Source organism: Planctomycetota bacterium (assembly GCA_035384565.1).
Classification (GTDB): domain Bacteria; phylum Planctomycetota; class PUPC01; order DSUN01; family DSUN01; genus DAOOIT01.
This window is the reverse complement of record DAOOIT010000022.1, coordinates 1-18,590: the sequence shown is the minus strand read 5'-3', so window position 1 is coordinate 18,590 and position 18,590 is coordinate 1. Positions and strand designations below refer to the sequence as shown.

Below are 18,590 nucleotides of genomic sequence, written 5' to 3'. Positions count from 1 at the left end.
TTCGGCCCGCTTGGCGCCTGCGCGGCGCAGCGATCCCGCAAGTCACTGGCAGCATACGGGACGATGATGCCCAAGATCGTCGGCAAGTCATCGGGCTGGGTGGGGCCTGTGGAGGAGTTCACGCGCAACAAGGGCTCCGTGGGCCGGCGGAAGATCGCCTTCGTCGGGGCATCCTACAAGTTCGTGCACAAAGTCGTGCGCGACATGCTGCTGGTCGGGGGCTTCGGCGACTGCGAGGTGGTGGTTCACGACCTCGATCCCGAGCCACTCAAGCTCGTGGGCGACCTGGTGGAGCGAATCGTCCGCCAGAAGCGCACGAAGATCGTCGTCACGCGCACGCTCGACCGCGCTGCCGCCCTCAGGAATGCCGATGCGGTGCTGCTCTCGATCACGACGGGCGGGCAGGAGAGCGACTTCCGCTCGTTCGAAGTGTGCGCGAAATACGGCATTCCCGTGGGCGTGGGCGATACGCTCGGCCCCACGGCGCTCGCCCGCAACCTGCGCGAAATCCCCGTCGTGGTCGAGCTGGCGCGCGAGATGGAGCGCCTGTGCCCCAAGGCCGCGCTGCTGAATTTCACGAACCCGATGTCGTGCATCACGGGCGCAGCAGCACGCTACAGCTCGATCCCCGCCTACGGCCTGTGCCATTCGGCCGATGCCTTGTTCCAGTATTTCGCCGAGGTGTTCGGCTGCAAGAAGCGGCACGTGGCCATGGAACTGGGCGGCGTGAACCACCAGGCGTTCGTCACCCGACTGTGGATTCGCGGCAAGGAACGAACGAGCGAGATGCTGGCCGCCTCGCTCGCCTCGCAGGCCAAGGTGGCCGACAGCCTGCTGGGGACTCACGAGGAGGTGAAACTCCAGCAAGACGTGTGCCGCATCCTCGGCGCGTGGCCGTCGTGCGGCGGCACGCACTTAGCGGAGTTCTACCCCTTCTTCTTTACGCCCCGCCGGATCGATGCTCTCGACCACGGCGTCAAGCGGCTCATCCCAGGCCGCCCGCCCTTCGGCCGCCGCGAGCCGCCGGCCATCCTCCGCGAATGGGCCTACGGACCCGAGCCGGTCGGCGATCTGCACCTCTTAACCTCCGAACACGCCCACGAGTTGATGTGGGCGCATCTCACGGGCGAGCCGTTCACCCGCGCCTTGAACATCCTCAACACGGGCGGCTGGATCCAGGGCCTCCCCCGTGACGCCTGCGTGGAGGTCATCGCCACGGTGGCGGGGCGAAAAGTCACGGCGAAGCCGATCGAGCTTCCTCCAGCGGTCCACTCGCTGGTTCAACGGTGGGTGACGATCCACGACCTGAGCATTCAGGCGGCTGTGAGCCGCGACCGCGAGGCAGCGCAACAGGCGCTCTTCCTCGACCCGCACGTGACCGATCTCTATGACATCCCCCTGATTCTGGACGACCTCGTGGAGGCCACCCGGCCCTGGCTCCCGAAGGGTTGGTAGGGGGCGCTCGGCGGCCGGTCCGTGCGGGGAACGCCGCCGCCAAGCTGCTCACTCCGGCGCGCGCATCGCCTTCCGTTGCATCGGGATGTCCTTGCCCAGCTTCTCGCCAATCCACTGGGCCACCTCATCCATCGCGGCCTGGGCCTCCTCCGGGTAGAGCACGCGGTAGCGGGGGTAGAAGTAGATGCGGTTGCCCTGAATGGGGATGCGGACGGTGAAGCCCTGGGATTCGCGGCCGGGGTATTTCTGAGTGTCCACCTTCAGGTGGCGCGGGCCGAAGGAGTAGAACAGCTCGCCGTTCCAGTCGGTCCTCCGCACGGTATCGGCGATGGGGAGCAACTCCTGCGCTGCCTCATCGGTCTTGGGGATGGAGACCTCGGCCTCCCAGAGCGCATGCTTGAAGGGGCGCTTGACCTCGTTGACCGACAGGCCCTTCACGGCGATCTTGCTCAGATCGGCTTCGCCGAGGCCCCGCTTGGCGGCGAGCGCCAGGTGGGTGACACGCGACGGCTCGAAACCCATGATGGCGGCGCACACCGTGTCCACCGCCACCACATCCGTGCCAGCCACCAGGAGGCCCATCGGCACAGGCGTGCCCTCGAGCGGCCCCTGCCCCTCCATTGCGACCAGGCCGTCCACAATGACCAGGTCCGGCCTGTGGGCGGCGCAGAGGTCGCAGAGCACCTCATCGAGCTTCGCGTGGAAGACCTTTCTGGGCTCGGGTAGCAGGCCGAAGAGGTTCTTCATCCCCAGCGTCACGCCGGCGAGTTGGTGGGTCTTCATCACCGGCATGTCCACCAGCACGTCGCACGCCTGAGTGGCCACGGGGAGCGAGTATTCCCTGCGCGGCGGCCCGTCCAGCTTCACTTTGGTCCGCACGGATCGATCCACGTCCACCAGTTGGATGCCTGCCTGCCGGGCCATCTGCGTGTAGCCGAGGAAGTCGAACATCTTCGTGGCATCGTTCGGCGTGCCCTCGGCGATGGTCACCTTGCACTTGGCGGCCTTGAGCATCTGTTGGGCGAGGGCTTTCACGATTCGGACGTCGGTTGTGAAGCCCGGCGCAATCTTCGCATCCGTGCGGGTCTGCTCGCGGCCGGGCAGGGCCGGCTGGTGAACCAGGTTCGGCTTGAGGGTGACCTTCTGACCATCTTTGACGAATTGCTTCATTCCGCCCAACAGGTCAATGGCCTCGGCCACCATCTTGTCCACGTCCTTGCCCTTCACGATGGCCACCGTGGTCCCCGCGAGCACAGGGCTCGCGAGGAAGGCGACGATAACGAGGCAAGTGAGGATCTGTCGTGCGATCGCGCGCATGCTCATCGGCATTCCCTTTCTCGAGCCGCTTGTGGACCGCCGCTGACGTTTGGCGGCACCCCCTGGCGTATCTATCGTACCCTTGGCCGAACGGGGAATCAATCGGAATATTCGGCTTGCGATGGGGTGGGTGAGGCGCTAGGATGACTGGCATCGCCTGCGAAAGGAGTGTTTGCCATGCCGGACCATCCGGGTTGCTGGACTCATCTGGCAGCGATCCTCTGTTTCTGCGCCGCGCTGGCAGCGTGCAGGAATACGGCGAGCGGCGCTGCCGCCGCGACGGCGCGCGCCCCTGAATGGAACGCCCGGGGCACCGGGCCGCTGCCTCGGCAGGGGATCGCCTGTCTCGATGTGAGCGACGATGGGCGCTTCGTGGCCGTCGGCACCATCGCGGCCCCTGGCGAGCCGAACCTCTTCGTTCTTGACGAAGGGGGCAAGATCGTCCAGCAGCACCGCGCGGGGCTGCGGTGGCTCAACGAGGTGTCGGTGTCGAACGACGGCGCGTTCGTCGCCGCGCTCTGCACCACGCCCGAGGGCACGGCGGGCGATTCGCCGCGCCTCTACGCCTTCCTGCGCGGCAAGGAGCTATCACAGGTCTCGGCCGGCTTCCGGCTCCGCGACTTCAGGCCAGGCGGATTCCTCTTTCACTACGGCGACCACTCGAACCACCTGCCGCGCGTGGCCCAGAGGGCCGGCGACGAGTGGGTCGTAGCCGGCGACGACCGCCTCTGGTGGCTCTCACCCGCCGAGGCGACGGCCGAGGTCGCGCACCTGGGCGCAGGGGTGACGGCCTCCTTCGCCGCCAGCGCCAGCGGGCGGGCCGTGGTCGGCCGTTTCCTCGGAGTCGGAGAGCAAGCCGCCAAGCTCCCCAACCTCCTCGTCCTCGAGCGCGGCCAGGCAAAGCCAGCCTGGACACGCCCAGTCAGCATTGATGTCGCGCCCTCGCCTCAGCCCGAGAAGGGCGCCTACGGCCCCCCTGCTCCGCCCTATGAGAACCGCAAGTTCAGCGTGCCGCTCGCCGTTGCGATTGACCGCGAAGGCGAGCAGGTGGCGGTGGCCGACTACGAGGGTTGGCAGCGGGTCTTCCGCCCGAGCGACGGCAGCGCCGAGTTCCCCTCCGTGCCGCGCATCATGTCCTCGCGCCCGACCATCCACGTCTACGACGCCGACGGGAAGGTCGTTTGCCGCATTGGCCCCGAGAGCTTCAAGGAGCCGCTCTGGTGCGACCTGGCCTTCTCACCCGACGGGAAGCAACTGCTCATCTCGCCCCACATGTGGCCCTCTCGCGGCCTCGGCGGCCGGCCCCTCCTGCCCGCCGACGAGGGGACGACCGCCGCCTACATCCTGGACATAGCCAAGGCGGCGGTTCGCCCAACGGCGTGCCCGGACGCCTCAAGCATCGTGCGGGCATCCGCTGATGGCAAGCGGCTCGCCGTCGCCACAACCGCCGGCGCTGTGGAGATGCGTGATGCGGATGGCCGACAGCTTTGGCAAACCGACCTCAATGACGCCGTCCCGCTCGGCGACAAGCCGTGGACGAGGAACCAGCAGCCAGGCAAGATCGCGCCCGGCATCTGGCGCACCAATGGCGGCTTCGCCCACAGCGACATGGGGACGCAACTGGTCATCGAGGCGCCCGACGGCCTGATTATGATTGACCCCAACGCGGCGGCGTCCTTCGAGCAGAACTGGGCGAAGATTCAGGGGGCGGGCCTCGACCCCATGAAGGTGAAGTACGTGCTCCTCACCCACGAGCATGGCGACCATGCCCCCGGCGCCTACCTTTGGCGGGTCGTCACCGGCGCGCAGGTCGTGGCCAGCGCCGAGATGGCCTACATCCTCCAGCACCATCTGCCCAACGAGACCGGCTACGGCTTCCATCCGCCGAATCCCGTGGATATCGCGCTCACCGAGGACAAGGAACTCGACCTCGCCGGCCTGAAGGTCAAGGCCATCCGCCTGCCCGGCCACACCTACGGCTCGATGGGCTACGTCTTCACGAAGGACGGCAAGACCTATGTGGCTACGGGCGACCTCATCATGCCCGGCGGCGTCCTCGGCTACTCCGGCAGCTTTGATTTCAGCGCGGAGAACGTCCTCGCCAGCCTGCGGAAGCTCACGGCCATCAAGCCCGACGAGGTGCTCGGCGGCCACGGCGGCGGGCCGCCCGACAACTTCATCGCCGCGGGCATCCTGGCCGGCGAGGCCACCGGCTGGTCCCGCATGAAGCCGGAGAAGCCCAACCCCCTCTTCGGCTTCAAGCAGACCAACTACCTCGTGGCCGCCTGGCTCCAGCGAATCCTGTCGGCCGCCTGCGGCGACATTGACGGCGATGGGCGGCCCGACGTCGCTGTCCTTGTCCCCAGTGGCAGAGGTTCCGCCGTCCTCATCTACCTCAACAAGGGCGGCAAGTTCGCCGAAGCGCCGGACGCGGTCGTTGATCTGCCCGACCTCAGCCACGGCTGGAAGCTCCGCGTCGTCCGCGTGAGCGGCGGCAAGGGAGCCGATCTCTTTGCATCCAGCGAAGGGCAAGCCTTCCTGCTCATTCCCGAACAGGGGCAGCTCAAGTTCCGAACAGTCCCGCTGCCTGGTCTCACGCGAGCCTCCCAGGTTCTGACGGGCGACTTCAATGGCGACGGGAGGACCGATCTCCTCATCGGCGGGCGCTTCATCGGCGGTTACAGCATCGCCTATCAGGGCGAGAATGGCACGTTCCGCTTCCGCAGCTTCAAGGCTCCCGAGCGCGGCTACTTCGGCGTGGCGCTGGCCGATGTCAACGGCGACCAACGCGACGACTTGATCTTCTCCACGGGCGACATCTTCCTGCGTCGCCCCGACGGCTCGTTCGAGGAAACACCCTCCATCCACCTGAATCCACCGACAGGCTCCGGCGAGCAGGCAGGCTGGGTCTTCCTCGCCGCCGCCGACTTTGACAAGGACGGCTGGACCGACGTTGCGCTCCTGGTCAGCGGCAAAGAGGGCACCATAGTGTCGCTCTACCGCAACACGAAAGACCCCAAGCAGCCCTTCGCGGAGAAACCCAGCGCCGAGTTCGTCGCCAAGGGCTGCGACATCATCCGCGACGGCCCGACCGCGGCCGACTGGAACGGCGACGGCGTTCCCGACCTGATTCTGGCGACCCGCGAAAAGCCCTCGGCCCGCGTGCTTCTCGGCTCCGCCGCCGACGGCCTCGACCCCGAGCGAGCCGTCACCGTGCCCCTCGACTACACGCCGCATTTCGACACCCAGTTCAGCGTGGCCGATTTCAATGGCGACGGCAAGGCCGACCTGGCCAGCTTCGGGCCCTCCGCCGCCCAGGCCGTGGGCGTCTACATCTGGCTCCAGCCGTAGGGCCGCTTGTGCCCTCACCCGCAATGGGTACAATGGCGGGTGCGTATTGCTGACCATCGCGTCCATCGGAGGCCGGGAACATGGCGAAGCACATCATCCTGGGCGTTCACATCACGGACCGCCTCGAACACGCGCTGCCCGTGCAGCAGGTGCTCACGGAGTTCGGCGGGATCATCAAGACGCGGCTGGGCTTGCACGAGTTGGGCAAGGGCGGCGCCTCGGCGAGGAACGGCCTGCTCCTGCTCGAGCTGGCCGCGACCGAAGCCAAAGCCGCGGCAATGGTGAAGAAGCTGGGTGCCATCAAGGGCATCGAAGTCCAGAAGATGGTCTTCGCCCACTGAGCCGCGGCCTACGCCCCAAGACATCCAGCCGTAGGGCGTGCATACTTGCACGCGGAACGCTTCATCGGTGCGCGAACCATAGCCCCTGGGAGGGTATCTTGTGAGGGGGCCAGCCGACTCCGCGTGCAGGTATGCACGCCCTACCACGACTATGCCCCAAAGCGCCCAGCCAACAGCTTGGCCTTCTGCTCCCAATAGTAGTTGAAGTTGGCCCACGAGATGTCGGGGGGGAAGGTGTGGTCGAGGTGCGGGATGAAGCCGCCCTGCTCGATGAGCGGGGCCAGCTCGCGGAGGGCCGCGTCAATCTCGGCCTTGCCCTTCGCCAGCTCGCGCTTGTCCACCGCGCCCCAGATCCGCAAGTCCTTCCCGAACTGCTTGCGGAGGCGGTTCGGGTCCATGTCCGACGCCCGCTCGAAAGGCCAGTGCGCGTCAATGCCCATCTCCATGTAGAGCGGGATGAGCGGCTCGGTGTTGCCGTCGCTGTCGAGGCTACAGTATTTCACCCCATGGGACTTGAGGTGGTCAATCACGCGGCGGTAATGGGGCATGATGAAGCGGCGGAAGCAGGCGGGGCTGCACAGCGGGCCGCTCTTGCAGGCCATGTCCTCGAAGAAGTTGAAGTAGTCGAACTGCACGGCCTCGACGAAGGGCTTGGTAACCTCGATGGCGAAGTCGGCGATGAACTCGAACATCTCCTCGCAGAGCGCAGGCTGGTCGTAGAAGGCGAGCGAGAGGTTCTCTGTGCCCATCCACGCCCGGGCCACGCCGTAGAAGCCCGTGCAGCAGTTCTGGCCCAGGACGAGCACGTGCTGGCGGTTCTCCCAGCAGGGAACCCTGTTCCGCCAGTAGAGCGGGTAGCGAATGGGCGTGGATGGATCGTAGCGCTTCTTCATATCCCGCAGGTCGGCGACGGTCTCGATGGGGAAGCGGAGATACTGGTCCATGCTCGCTCGCGTGCCGCGCACGGTGCCCTCGATAAGGGCCTTGGTCACCACGCCGTTCCAGTGCTGGATGATCTCGTAGCGGTCGGTCTTCTCGAGCACCTTGGACTCGAAGCCCGGGATCATTCCCATGTTGACGGGCACGAACTCGCGCTCGTCCATGCCCAGGGATTCCTCGCCGACGAACCAGTTCCAGTGGAAGGTGTGGGGCTTGAGGCCCTGGGCCTGCCACACGTCAATCGTCTGGCCCCAGCAGCCTAGCTCCCAGTTGGGCACGCGGTCGGCGGGCTGGTACTGCATCACGGCGAGAAAGCGTTCGCGGGGGGTCATGCTTGCTCCTGATCGTTAACGCGTCACAGGCCCCGAGGCCGAAGCGAACGTGGCGGCTGCAATCCTGCCGTCCACGGCAGGGCGCTACAGGTCTCCTCGCTGGCCCGTCGCCCTCTTCGTCTTGAACACCCAGGCGAAGGGGACGGCGGCCTTGCCCTTGGTATCGCGGAAGCCCCAGTTACGGGGGCTGTTCACGCCGACCGCGTAAACGGTGTCGGGGCTGAGGCGGACGGGGAGGACGCAGGTGCGGCCATCATCTTCCCAGCGCGGTTCGGCCGTGCCGCCGCGGTATCCGGGGTACACCCCGCACTCGGTCATCAGCATCCACGACCATGCTTTCTCGGTGGTCATGGGCCGGTCGAAGGTGACCTTGATCTCGCGAAGGGCGAAATCCACCTCCTTCGCGCGGTCGGCTGGCTCCGTCCTCACGACGCAGGGTGGCAGGTCAGGGTCGAAGTCGGCCTTCTTCTCGGCGGCGGGTGCCCGGCTGACGGCGAGGGCCGCCGCAACGACCACAACACCAAGGTGCTTCATGGCTTCCTCCTTCGATACGGTAGGGCGTGCATACCTGCACGCGGAACCCGTCGCCACCGCCATTGGTTTGCAGGTCTGCACACCCTACTGGCCAGCGCTGAGCACGGCAGCGGCGTGTCGGGCCAGGTGGCCGCGGTAGTCGCGGGTGTACTCCTCGAGGATTCTCCTGCCGAGGCCGTCCTTGTCGCCGCAGCGGAACAGGGCGCGGGCGAGCATCAGCTCGCGGAGGGCGTTGCTGCGCGGCTCGGTGGCGGTCCAGCTCCGGTACTTCTCCGCGCGTTCGAGGGCGCCCTCGGGCGTGGCGATGGTGTGGCCGCGCAGGCCGGGCTTGGCGAGGAGTTCGGCCAGAGGCCCGGCCGCGGCGGGGTCGCGTAGCTGCTCGAGGGCCAGGGCCACGGCGCGGAAGTGCGAGAAGGCGTCCTTCGCCTCCAGCGCCTGCATCTTCTTCACGATGGCCGCGGTGGCCTGCTTGTCGCGCGCGCGGCCGAGGGCGTAGATATAGGCGTCCACCTCGCTCATGTTGCGGCCGAACTGGCCCATGCCGCGATAGTGCCAGCCCTTGCCCATGTCGGGCGCGGCCTCGATGGCCTTGAGCAGGTCGGGCGTCCCTGTCGGGTCCGCCAGCACACCGAGGACGTGGGCGTAGATGAGCTTGCTCTCGGGCGGGCACTCGGCATAGGCCTGGCGCAGCAGGGGAACCGCCTCCTTGGCGTTCGCCAGGACGATCCCCACGTCCCTATAGTTGTCGCGGACGTTGTAGACGGCCTCCTTGAGCTTCTCGGGAGGGAAGGGGAAGGAGTCTTTGGCCGTGAGCACGTCGGGGGTGAGGTTGCCGATGGCTACGAGGTGCTCCTGGAGCTTCTTGACGTTCACGTTGCGCACCGAGCCGTCGGCCTTGACGGCCATGGCGGCGGCGGTGCCGGCCGCGTAGCCGCCGTTCTCGATGTCGGGTTGCATGCGGATGAGGGGCACGGCGTCCCGGTGGGCGCTGATGCCCAGGCCGATGACCAGCACGCCATCGTAGCCCTGCGGCAACATGGCGCGATACGGAATTTGCGTCTTCACGCCCTTGTGGTGCGGCTGCTGGAGGACGAAGTAGGGGTCCACCGTGTAGCCGTGTGTGTCGAAGTTGGACCAGGTCTGCACCACGGTGTCGGGGTGGGTGCGCTCGAGGAACTGGTCGAGGATGGTGATGGTGTGGTCGCCGACGATGCGGCGGCGCTCGCGGGTGTCAATGAGTTGGCCCAGGTCGAAGGCGTTGCCCGCCATGCGCTTGGCGTAGAGGAAGAGGCTCCAGGTGTCGAGCATGTCGGTTTCGTCGGTGATCGTGTAGTCGGTGTTGGTGTAGCTGGCGCCCAGGTGGCGGGGCGGGAGGCCGGTGCCCTGAAGGGCGATGTCGGTCTCGTCCGTGTAGATGGTAGCGGCACCGGCGGCGGCAGCCACGTCGCTGTTCCCGGTGGCGTCAATCACGGTCTTGGCGAGGACCACGCCGCGGCCGTAGGGGGTGGCGACGACGGCGCCCTTCACGCGCCTGTCGTCCACGAAGGCCCCGCACCCGACGCAGCCAAACCAGATGTCGGCCTTGGCCTCGCGGAGCTCGGCCCGCCACCATTCGGCCTTCTCCTCGATGCCCCAGCGGGCCTTGCCGTCGAGGATGGTCTTGCAGAAGCCCACGCGGTTGCCCCAGTAGTAGGTCGAGATGTGGCCGAGTGTGCCCACGCCACCCAGGCCGTGGAGCATTTCGACGACGAGGGTTTTCGCCCCGTGGCGCGCGGCGGCGATGCCGGCGGGCGCGCCGCCGGTGCCGCCGCCGATGACCACCACGTCGTACGTGCCCAGCACGGCCAACGGCCGCTCCTCCTGAGGAAGGGTCGGGAGCTTCTGGAACTCGCGGACGCCTGCCAGAATCTCCTTCACCTCGCCTTTGCCGGTCGCGGGTTCCGCATGCGAGTATGCACGCCTTACCTTGGGTTCCTTTGGCGGAGGCAGCTTCTTGGCCTCGGCGGCTGCGGCGGCGCCCACGCGCGTGCCGACGTCCATGAGGGCGAGGGGCCGCATCAGCTTCTCGGCCTGCTCGCGCGGCACGTCGGCGCAGCCGCCCAGGATGTAGAGGCGCTCCACACCCGCCGGGCGGCAGGCGTCGAGGAAGGCGTTGAAATCAAGACCGCCTGAAGGCGGGACTCCGAACGACTTGACCCCCTGCACGGGGTCGGGCGGTACGTGGAAGAGGATGTCGGAGGTGAATTGCTGGGCGGGGTCGAACGTGAGATCGCGCGCGACCTGGTCCGCCGCTGCGTAGGCGGCGTAGCTGGCGTCGGCCATGGGCACCTTGATCGTGTAGTCAATGATGGGATAGGGCGCGGCTCCGGGCTTTCCCGGGGCGGTGAACGAGCCGACGATGCGCGAGGCCACGATGCCCTGGCTGGGCTGCGGCTTGCCGCCGATGACCACGCGCTTCACGGTCTGCGGCCCGCCGGGGAAGGGGCGGAACTTCGCGGCGGTCATCCGCGCCACCGTCGCGCGCTCCGTCGCGTCAATGACTACTTTGGCCACCACGGCCTGCCGCCCGGCGCGGTTGGCCATCACGATGCCGCAGGGCTTGCCCTCGGCGTCGGTGAGCACGTCGGTGGGGAAGCACGAGTAGAGAAAAGCCACCTTCGCGTCGAGGAGCGCCTGGTCGAGCGTGCGCTTCACCTGAAGGGGCGTGGCCGGGGGCACAGGGGGGGCGTTCGTGGTGCTATCGTTGGGGGGCATCTGCTCTTTGGGCTTCTCCGCGCCGACGACCGCGATTTCGCCGACGAGGACGCGTTTGGAGCCTTCGCGCCGCTTGGCGGCGAACCGCACGTACCTGGCTCCGGCATTGATGGGAGCCGACAGGAGGATCGCCGCCCCGTGGTCGTCGCCCGTTGCAGGCCGGTCGTTCCTCAGCGTGGCCACTTCCTTCCATGCCTGGCGGTCGTCGCTGATGCCGATGGCCACGGAGTCGAACAGGTAGTCCTTGTTATGATACAGGGCCACGTGCGCCTTCTCGATGCGTTGCTTGACCCCGAGGTCGGCGATGATCGTCGGGTCACCGTCGTACTGCACGCTCTCCTGGGCCGCGCTCGACCACTTGCCGTCGGTGAGGAGCGAGGGGGGCTTCGTGTCCTTGTGCTGGGCGGCCGAGGGCAGGTCGGCCTCATACTGGAGAGGCAACACGTTGCCCAGGTCCACCGTGGGCTCCGGGCGCCCGGAGAAGATGGCCTTGGCAAGCGGGGAAGATGGCACTTCGCCCTCCTCGAGCCACAGGCGGAGCGTGCCGGCCATGTCCTCGCCCAGGTAGGGCCGCGGCGCGGCCAGAAACACGCTGGCGCCCGCCCTCGCCGCCTCGGCCGCTGCGGCCACGGCGCCTGTGCTCCCGCCCACCACCAGCACGTCCACCTGGTAGGCCACGGGGATCCTCCGCGCGGACTCGACCACGCTGGCCGCCTGCGCAAGCAGGCTGCTCAGCAGCAGGCACCCGAACACTCGCAGCCGCACCATCTCGTGCAGTCTCCTTGCGTCTCAGGAAGGTCCGGACGAAAAACCAGTTGCAGTGAACGGCATGAAACGTTATACATTCGATTGGCCCGCGCTGCAACTGCCAAGGGCGAATAGCCGAGGAGGCCCGATGAAGGAACTCGCCAACGTGGCCCTCAATGCCGCTCGCACCGGCGGCGCCAGCTATGCCGACATCCGCATCTCGCGCCACCGCGACCAGTCGGTCCACACCCGCGAGGACCGCGTGCAGAGCGTCACCGACGCCGAGAGCTTCGGCTTCGGCGTGCGCGTGCTGCTCGACGGCGCCTGGGGCTTCGCCGCCAGCCACAGGGTGGAGAAGGACGCCATCGCGGAGGCCGCCGCGCGCGCCCTCGACATGGCCCGCGCCAACCGGGCCGCCGTCACACGGCCCGTCGTGCTCGCGCCCAATGACGCCTATATGGACACCTGGCGCAGCCCGGTCGAGAAGGACCCCTTCGCCGTGCCCGTGAGCGAGAAGGCCGAACTGCTCCTCGCCGTCAATGCGGCGGCGCTCAAGGTGCCGGGGGCCAAGTACGTCAATTCCTTCATGCTCCTGCGCAACGAGTGGAAGCTCTTCGCCTCGACCGACGGCAGCGTGATCGAGCAGGACATCACGCGCGTGTGGCCCTGTTTCACCGTGACGGCGATTGACCCCGACAGGGGCGAGTTCCAGACCCGCACGGCCGAGGTGCTGCCGCGTGCGGCGGGCTACGAGCACGTCGAGGGCGCCGACCTCGTCGCCCTCGCGCCCCAGATGGCCGAGGAGGCGGTGCAGAAGCTCACGGCCAAGTCGGTCGAGCCCGGCCGCCGCGACCTCGTCCTGCACCCCACCAACCTCTGGCTCACCATCCACGAGTCGGTCGGCCACCCCACCGAACTCGACCGCGTGCTTGGCCAGGAGGCCAACTACGCGGGCACCAGCTTCCTCACGCCCGACAAGCTGGGCAAGCTGATGTATGGCTCGCCCCTCGTCAGCTTCCGCGCCGACCGCACCATCCCCGGCGGCATGGCTACCTGCGCCTACGACGACGACGGCGTGAAGACCGAGGAGTGGTATCTCGTCAAGGATGGGCTATTCGTGGACTACCAGACCACCCGCGAGCAGGTGCTGTGGCCCGAGTACCGCGAGGCCCGCGCCGCGGCCGGCCTGCCCGAGATCCATCACTCTCACGGCGCGGCCTACGCCGACTCCTGGGGCTCCATCCCCTTCCAGCGCAACGTCAACATCCACCTCGAGGCGGGCAAGACCCCCTTGACGCCCGAGGACCTGATCGCCTCGACCGACGACGGCATCCTCATCCGCGGCGACTCCTCCTACTCCATTGACCATCAGCGCTACAATTTCCAGTTCAGCGGCCAGGTCTTCTACGAGATCAAGGGCGGCAAGATCGCGGGCATGCTGCGCGACGTCGCCTACCAGTCGAACACGGTGGACTTCTGGAACTCGTGCGACGCGATCTGCGACGAGCGCTTCTGGCAAATGGGCGCCACCTACTGGTGCGGCAAGGGCCAGCCCTCGCAGTCGAGCCCCTGTTCGCACGGCGCCGCGCCGGCACGGTTCCGAGGTGTCAACGTCCTGAACACCAGGAGAACCGTATGATCCTCGACGAGGCCCAGGCCCGCGAACTCATCGGAAAGGTCCTCTCCCTCACCCAGGCCGACGAGGCGCGCGTGAACCTCTCGGGCGGCCGCACCCGCAACACCCGCTTCGCCGTCAACACCCTCACCACCTGCGGCGACCGGGACAATCTCTCGATCGCCCTCACCGCCTACTTCGGCCGGCGCCACGCGACGGCCAGCATCAGCGAGACCGACGACGCGTCGCTCCGGCGCCTGGTCTCCAACGCCGAGGAGATGGCCCGCGTGGCCCCCGAGGACCCCGAGTACGTGCCCGAGCTGGAGCCCCAGGAGTACCTACCCATCCGGCCCTGGTTCGCCAGCACGGCCCGGGCCGGCGCCGACGTGGGCGTGGAGGTGGCCCGCTCAGCCATCGAGCCGGCCGCCGCCCGCCACATCACCGTCGCCGGCTACCTCGAGTACGGCGCCACCTTCCACGCCGTGGGCAACAACAAGGGCCTGTTCGGCTACTACGAGGCCACCGACGCCAACTACACCCTCACCGCGCGCACCGCCGACGGCAAGGGCTCGGGCTGGGCCGCCGACAGCTCGCGCGACCTCGCCGAGCTGGACTACGCGGCCGCCAGCGCCCGCGCCATCGCCAAGGCCGAGGCCTCGCGCAAGCCCAAGACTCTCGAGCCCGGCGTCTACCCCGTGATCCTCGAGCCCGCCGCCGTGGACGAGTTTCTCGCCTACGCCCTCTGGAGCATGAACGCCCGCCAGGCCGACGAGGGGCGCAGCTTCTTCGCCAGGAAAGGCGGCGGCAACAAAATCGGCGAGAAGATCGTCGGCGACAACATCACGATAGAGAGCGACCCCACCCGCAAGCAGGTCCTCGGCGCGCCCTTCGGCGGCGACGGGTTGCCCGCCAAGCCCTACGTGTGGATCAGGAACGGCGTCCTCCAGCGCCTCTTCTACGACCGCTACTGGGCGGCCAAGCAGGGCCAGGAGCCTACCGGCTGGCCCTCGAACCTCATCTTCCACGGCGGCAAGGGCACGCTTGACGACCTGATCGCGTCCACCGACAAGGCCCTCCTCGTCACCCGCTTCTGGTACATCCGAATGCTCGAGCCGCAGACCCTCCTCGTCACCGGCCTCACGCGCGACGGCGTCTTCTGGGTCGAGGACGGCGCCATCCGCCACGCCGTGAAGAACTTCCGCTTCAACGAGACCCCCATCGCCGTGCTCAACAAGGTCACCGGCATGGCCAGGCCCATGCGTTTCGAGAACTCCCTCCTCCCGGCCATCCGCGCCAGCGAGTTCACCTTCTCCAGCTTGTCCGAGGCGGTGTGAGGGAAGCCCTGTTCGGGGTGAGGAGAGCCTGTCTACTCCTTTGCCGCCAGCCCGCGGACGCGCCGAAGCTGTTCGCTGCCGGAGAGGTAGAGGTCGCCGCCCGAGAAGGCGAGGCGGCCGCCGGGAACCTTGCCGACGACCTCGATGGCGGTGTCCGCGGGGTTGATGCGGATGAGTGCGCCGGCCAGGAAGGTCCAGACCCTGCCGTCCGGGCCGAGGCGGAAGTCGAACGGCTCCATCTGGTTCGACCCAATGCCTACAGGCAATGGAAACGGGAGCTTGCGGCGGAAGGCCATCTCGCCCGTCGCGGCGTCCACGCCATAGAGGATGCTCGACTTGGGGTCGGTCGGGTCCTCGGTCCAACCGAGGACGCGCGCCGCGCCCACGCCCACGATGAGGCCGGTGCCCTTGGCCTCCATCACGGGCTCGATTTCGCGGACGAGTTTCTGCGCCGCCGTGTCCCAGACGAAGAGCTTGCCCTGCTTGAGTTCGGGCTTGCCGAGCGTGGCGTCGCGCACGCGCATGGTGGAGATGACGATCAGCCTGCCCTCGTCGGCCGCGGCCAGGTGGGTGATCTGGGCGTTGCTGAACTCGCGCCAGAATCCCCCGCCCTCCCCTGCCCGCGTGTCCCACCACGCGAAGCCGCCGCCCGAGCCGTCGCGCACCCAGCGTCCGCCGAAGTAGACCCGCCCGTCGGCCCCGACGGCGGCGGCGTACATCTTGTGGGTGCCCGCCCACTTGTTCAGGTAGCCGAGCATGCGGGGGTTGCTCCGCTCGTCGGTCTCGGGGACCGGCTTGCGCACGGGATTGCCGGCGCCGATGGTCCACGGCCTCGCCGGGTCGAGCACGTAGGTGATGGAGGACGGGTAGCCGCTCATGTAGACCTTGCCGTCGAGGATGGCCGTGGCGTAGTGGCTCAGCGAGTTCTTGCCCAGATGCACGCTCTTGCCTGTGGCGGGGTCGAAGAGGAAGTTGCCCTCGTAGGAGTCGGCGGTGCCCAGGATGCGACCGTCGGGCAGTTCCGTCAGGCGGTTGATTGCCATCGGGTAGGTGGGCACGTCGAACGGGATGGCCTTCCAGCCGAGGTCCTCGGCCCTGGCGTCGGCGGGCGGGTTCTTGGGCGCGGCGGCCTTGGCCTCGGGCGTGCGGACCCAGAGCACGGCCTTGCCGTCGGAGGTCGGCGTCGCGCTGTCGGTGGAGAACTCCGGCTGCGGGGGCAGGGTGACCCAGGGCATGGCATCTGGCGGCTCGGGCCACGGCGGCTTCTCGTTGGGCGCCTTCTTCGGGATGGCCTTTCCCTGATAGAGCCAGTACTGAATGGGCTTGCCGTCGGTGCCGACGACCCTGCTGGCGCTCGCGGTGCAGCCGTGGCGGGTCTGGTGCACGCTGACCATGCCCTCGACGTTTTCGGTCGTGACGAGCGTCTCATCCTTGCCTGTCTGGCGGTCGTAGGCAACGAGGAACCAGGGGACCTTGCCGCTGGCGATGTAGACGTAGCGGTCGTCGGCGGCCACCGAGTAGCCCCAGCAGCCGTTGGGAGCGTGGCTGGGGCCAATGGGGCCGTAGTCGGTCACCTTGCCCGTCCTGGGGTCAATCTGGTAGGCGCCGGCCTTGCGCTCCTTGTCGTAGCTGCCGGAGCCGTAGATCATCCCGTCGGTGCCGATGCACATGGGCCGGGTCTCGCCCCCCAGGCCGGGCGCGACCACGCCCTTGCACGAGAGCTCGTTCGTCGCGGGGTCGTAGACGTAGACTTCCATCCCCTTCTGCCAGTCGGGCGTGGCGAGGTAGAGTTTGCCGTCTGGGCCGAGCACACGGCCGCAGATGTGAATCTGCCGGCGGTCGGGGATGCCGTCCTTCCGCACCGCGCCGGTGGCCAGGTCGCCGATGAAGACGGTGGTCGGGCCGCCGTAGCCCTTGAAGTACCACTGGAGGAAGTCGTAGGTCTTCCCGTCGGGGTTCGGCACGAGCATCAGCTCGCCGCGGCGCACCGAGGTCACGGGCACGCCGAGTTCCTCGACGGCGAGCGCCTGGGCCTTGGCGACCCGCTCCGAGAGGTCCGGTTGCTCAACGGCGGCCCACTTCGGCCCCTCGGCGGCGAATGCGTGCGCGCCCAGGGCCATGGATAGCAGCGCGGCCCTTATCATCTCTCTGCTCCTTTCTGGCGGTTCGTGCGGCGTGTTCACTATACGCTTTGCCCGTCGCGTCTTCAAGATGCTGCTCTGGCCGCGGATCAGTTTGCATCCTCCTGTGTAGCGACATGCGTCTCGATTGCCGAAAACCATCGCAAGCGGGACGCTTGCGGCTACGCCTGGAGTCTTGCCCGACGCAGCGTGCTCAGGCCGATGCAACCTGATTCGCTGCCGGAGCAGTAACTCTTCGCGATTCTCGCTCGATGCAGTCTAGCGCGTCGCGCTGGTGGGACCTCACGAAGCGTCCCGCGCGGGGCGAGCGGAACGCTCGCCGTTACGGATGGCCATTACGCGGCGCCGGGTCACCGAGCGGGAATCACGGCGAGTTGTCGAGGTGTGGGGGAACCCAGGGGCAGGCTTGTTCCAGACGGTCGGCAGTGTCGCGCTTTCGCGCGAAAGCGCCACAATCCTGTTGTCGGCGTATTGCGGTCAGCCCTCCTTCAGCGGGTTCGCGGTTCCTGGTGCCCGGATGTGGGCCGGAGTTGCAGGCAGAGCAGGTCTCTCTGGAGCCTGGAGGACTCGCATGGGATAGCCCTGGGCAACCGAAGAGAGCCCTGGGATCATCGCATTCTCCCCATCGAAGTCTCCAACGGGGGCGCTGCTCGCGCGCTGAATCGCCCCCCTTCGGGAGCTGAGCCCCAGCCCCGGGAAGATGTGGGCGCAGAGCAGGACGTTGCCCTGGGCTATCCTATCTCGCTCCTCCGGACCTCCCGCAGCCACCTCCAATTCCGGCCCGCCCCCCAGGTGCCTGACTCACTTGACAATGTCCAGGGCCGGCGGCACACTGGCGACAACACACGGAGGTCTCGCGCCGTGGCACACGAGACGCACAGAGAGACCATCGGACGCCTTGCCCGGCGGCAGGCGGTGTCCAATGCCTATCGCACATACGCCGTGCTGGTGTTGGAGCACGAGCGGCTGCGGCGCGCCCGCTGGCGCGGCGAGCTACGCGCGACCTGGGAGCCCGACCCCGCGGCATGGGGCACGCTGCGGTTTCTGGCGAGCGTGCACAGCGCCTCCAGCCACTCGACGCAGACGCTGCTGGAGCTTTTCGAGGCGCACCCGCGGGACGAGCCGGTGCGCGTGCCGTCGCAGCTCTGGCGCGAGGCGGTGCGCGCGGGGATTGACCTGGCGGCCGACGTGCTGGTCGCTCAGGGGGCCGACTTGCCCTGGGGCCGCGGCAGGCCGCGGGCGCCACGCAACCGCGCGGAGTTCGAGTCCGCCTGCCGCTTCCTGCGCGATCTGCCGCCGGAGGCCGAGCGCCCGCCGCTGAGCGCCCTCCTCGAGGCGGCCCGCCTGCCGGCGCTGCCTCACAAGGAGCGCGCGCCCGGCCACCGCGTGACCTTCTACCGCGGCCGCCAGGTGTTGTCGGTGGACGGCGCCCGCATCGCGTTGCCGGCAGGGCGCGAGCTGCTCTTCCTCGAGATGCTGGTCGAGCGCCGCGGGACCGGCCGGGTGACGCCGACGCAGGAGCATGGGATCAACTGGCGAAGCGTGGCCGACAACCTCTCTCGCAGAATCCGCAGAGTCGCGGGGAAGAGCGCCGTGCGCGCGGTCGTGCTGTCGGCGCGCGGCCCTGTGGGCGGCTATCGCCTGGCACCAGGCGTTCGTGTGCGGCGCGACTGAGGGCCAACGCGTAGGTAAGAGGATATTTGGCAGTACGGAACGATTTTCTTGCGTCG

The 18,590-nt window shown here is 67.9% G+C and carries 11 protein-coding genes; 6 read left to right on the top strand and 5 right to left on the bottom strand.

Annotated features, from left to right (window positions below):
- Positions 1-66 precede the first annotated feature (66 nt).
- A complete protein-coding gene (locus PLE19_10040; protein HPD15281.1) occupies positions 67-1,455 on the top strand; it encodes a hypothetical protein in 1,389 nt (462 codons plus the stop codon).
- 48 nt (positions 1,456-1,503) lie between these two features.
- Here PLE19_10040 and PLE19_10035 read toward each other — a convergent pair whose 3' ends face one another.
- Positions 1,504-2,778 (bottom strand): DUF362 domain-containing protein, encoded by a 1,275-nt coding sequence (locus PLE19_10035; GenBank protein HPD15280.1) that lies wholly within the window; start codon positions 2,776-2,778, stop codon positions 1,504-1,506.
- Positions 2,779-2,949: 171 nt separating this feature from the next.
- Between PLE19_10035 and PLE19_10030 the strand changes: the two genes are divergently transcribed.
- Both PLE19_10030 and PLE19_10025 read left to right on the top strand, forming a co-directional pair.
- Positions 2,950-6,123 (top strand): FG-GAP-like repeat-containing protein, encoded by a 3,174-nt coding sequence (locus PLE19_10030; protein ID HPD15279.1) that lies wholly within the window; start codon positions 2,950-2,952, stop codon positions 6,121-6,123.
- An 80-nt stretch (positions 6,124-6,203) separates the two neighbouring features.
- Positions 6,204-6,464, top strand: coding sequence for a hypothetical protein (locus PLE19_10025; GenBank protein HPD15278.1), 261 nt, complete (start codon positions 6,204-6,206; stop codon positions 6,462-6,464).
- A 149-nt stretch (positions 6,465-6,613) separates the two neighbouring features.
- Here PLE19_10025 and PLE19_10020 read toward each other — a convergent pair whose 3' ends face one another.
- The 3 genes from PLE19_10020 to PLE19_10010 form a co-directional block, all read right to left on the bottom strand.
- Entirely contained in the window at positions 6,614-7,735 is a 1,122-nt protein-coding gene (locus tag PLE19_10020; protein HPD15277.1) for a uroporphyrinogen decarboxylase family protein, read from the bottom strand.
- A gap of 84 nt (positions 7,736-7,819) precedes the next feature.
- Positions 7,820-8,269 (bottom strand): Ig-like domain-containing protein, encoded by a 450-nt coding sequence (locus tag PLE19_10015; protein HPD15276.1) that lies wholly within the window; start codon positions 8,267-8,269, stop codon positions 7,820-7,822.
- Positions 8,270-8,353: 84 nt separating this feature from the next.
- A complete protein-coding gene (locus PLE19_10010) occupies positions 8,354-11,791 on the bottom strand; it encodes an FAD-dependent oxidoreductase (protein ID HPD15275.1) in 3,438 nt (1,145 codons plus the stop codon).
- Between the two features lie 127 nt (positions 11,792-11,918).
- On the opposite strand from PLE19_10010, the gene PLE19_10005 reads away from it, so the two are divergent.
- Entirely contained in the window at positions 11,919-13,409 is a 1,491-nt protein-coding gene (locus PLE19_10005) for a TldD/PmbA family protein (protein HPD15274.1), read from the top strand.
- Positions 13,406-14,719 carry a TldD/PmbA family protein gene (locus PLE19_10000; protein ID HPD15273.1) on the top strand — a complete coding sequence of 438 codons (1,314 nt, stop codon included), beginning with the start codon at positions 13,406-13,408 and terminating at the stop codon, positions 14,717-14,719. Before PLE19_10005 ends, PLE19_10000 begins: the two co-directional genes overlap by 4 nt.
- Positions 14,720-14,751: 32 nt before the next feature.
- Here PLE19_10000 and PLE19_09995 read toward each other — a convergent pair whose 3' ends face one another.
- Positions 14,752-16,863 (bottom strand): hypothetical protein, encoded by a 2,112-nt coding sequence (locus tag PLE19_09995; protein ID HPD15272.1) that lies wholly within the window; start codon positions 16,861-16,863, stop codon positions 14,752-14,754.
- Positions 16,864-17,721: 858 nt separating this feature from the next.
- On the opposite strand from PLE19_09995, the gene PLE19_09990 reads away from it, so the two are divergent.
- A complete protein-coding gene (locus tag PLE19_09990; GenBank protein HPD15271.1) occupies positions 17,722-18,534 on the top strand; it encodes a hypothetical protein in 813 nt (270 codons plus the stop codon).
- Positions 18,535-18,590 lie beyond the last annotated feature (56 nt).

Bases quoted from the DNA above. Each gene is read 5' to 3' on its own strand.
- PLE19_10040 (HPD15281.1), top strand. From the start codon at position 67: ATGCCCAAGATCGTCGGCAAGTCATCGGGCTGGGTGGGGCCTGTGGAG.
- PLE19_10035 (HPD15280.1), bottom strand. From the start codon at position 2,778: ATGAGCATGCGCGCGATCGCACGACAGATCCTCACTTGCCTCGTTATC.
- PLE19_10030 (HPD15279.1), top strand. From the start codon at position 2,950: ATGCCGGACCATCCGGGTTGCTGGACTCATCTGGCAGCGATCCTCTGT.
- PLE19_10025 (HPD15278.1), top strand. From the start codon at position 6,204: ATGGCGAAGCACATCATCCTGGGCGTTCACATCACGGACCGCCTCGAA.
- PLE19_10020 (HPD15277.1), bottom strand. From the start codon at position 7,735: ATGACCCCCCGCGAACGCTTTCTCGCCGTGATGCAGTACCAGCCCGCC.
- PLE19_10015 (HPD15276.1), bottom strand. From the start codon at position 8,269: ATGAAGCACCTTGGTGTTGTGGTCGTTGCGGCGGCCCTCGCCGTCAGC.
- PLE19_10010 (HPD15275.1), bottom strand. From the start codon at position 11,791: ATGGTGCGGCTGCGAGTGTTCGGGTGCCTGCTGCTGAGCAGCCTGCTT.
- PLE19_10005 (HPD15274.1), top strand. From the start codon at position 11,919: ATGAAGGAACTCGCCAACGTGGCCCTCAATGCCGCTCGCACCGGCGGC.
- PLE19_10000 (HPD15273.1), top strand. From the start codon at position 13,406: ATGATCCTCGACGAGGCCCAGGCCCGCGAACTCATCGGAAAGGTCCTC.
- PLE19_09995 (HPD15272.1), bottom strand. From the start codon at position 16,863: ATGATAAGGGCCGCGCTGCTATCCATGGCCCTGGGCGCGCACGCATTC.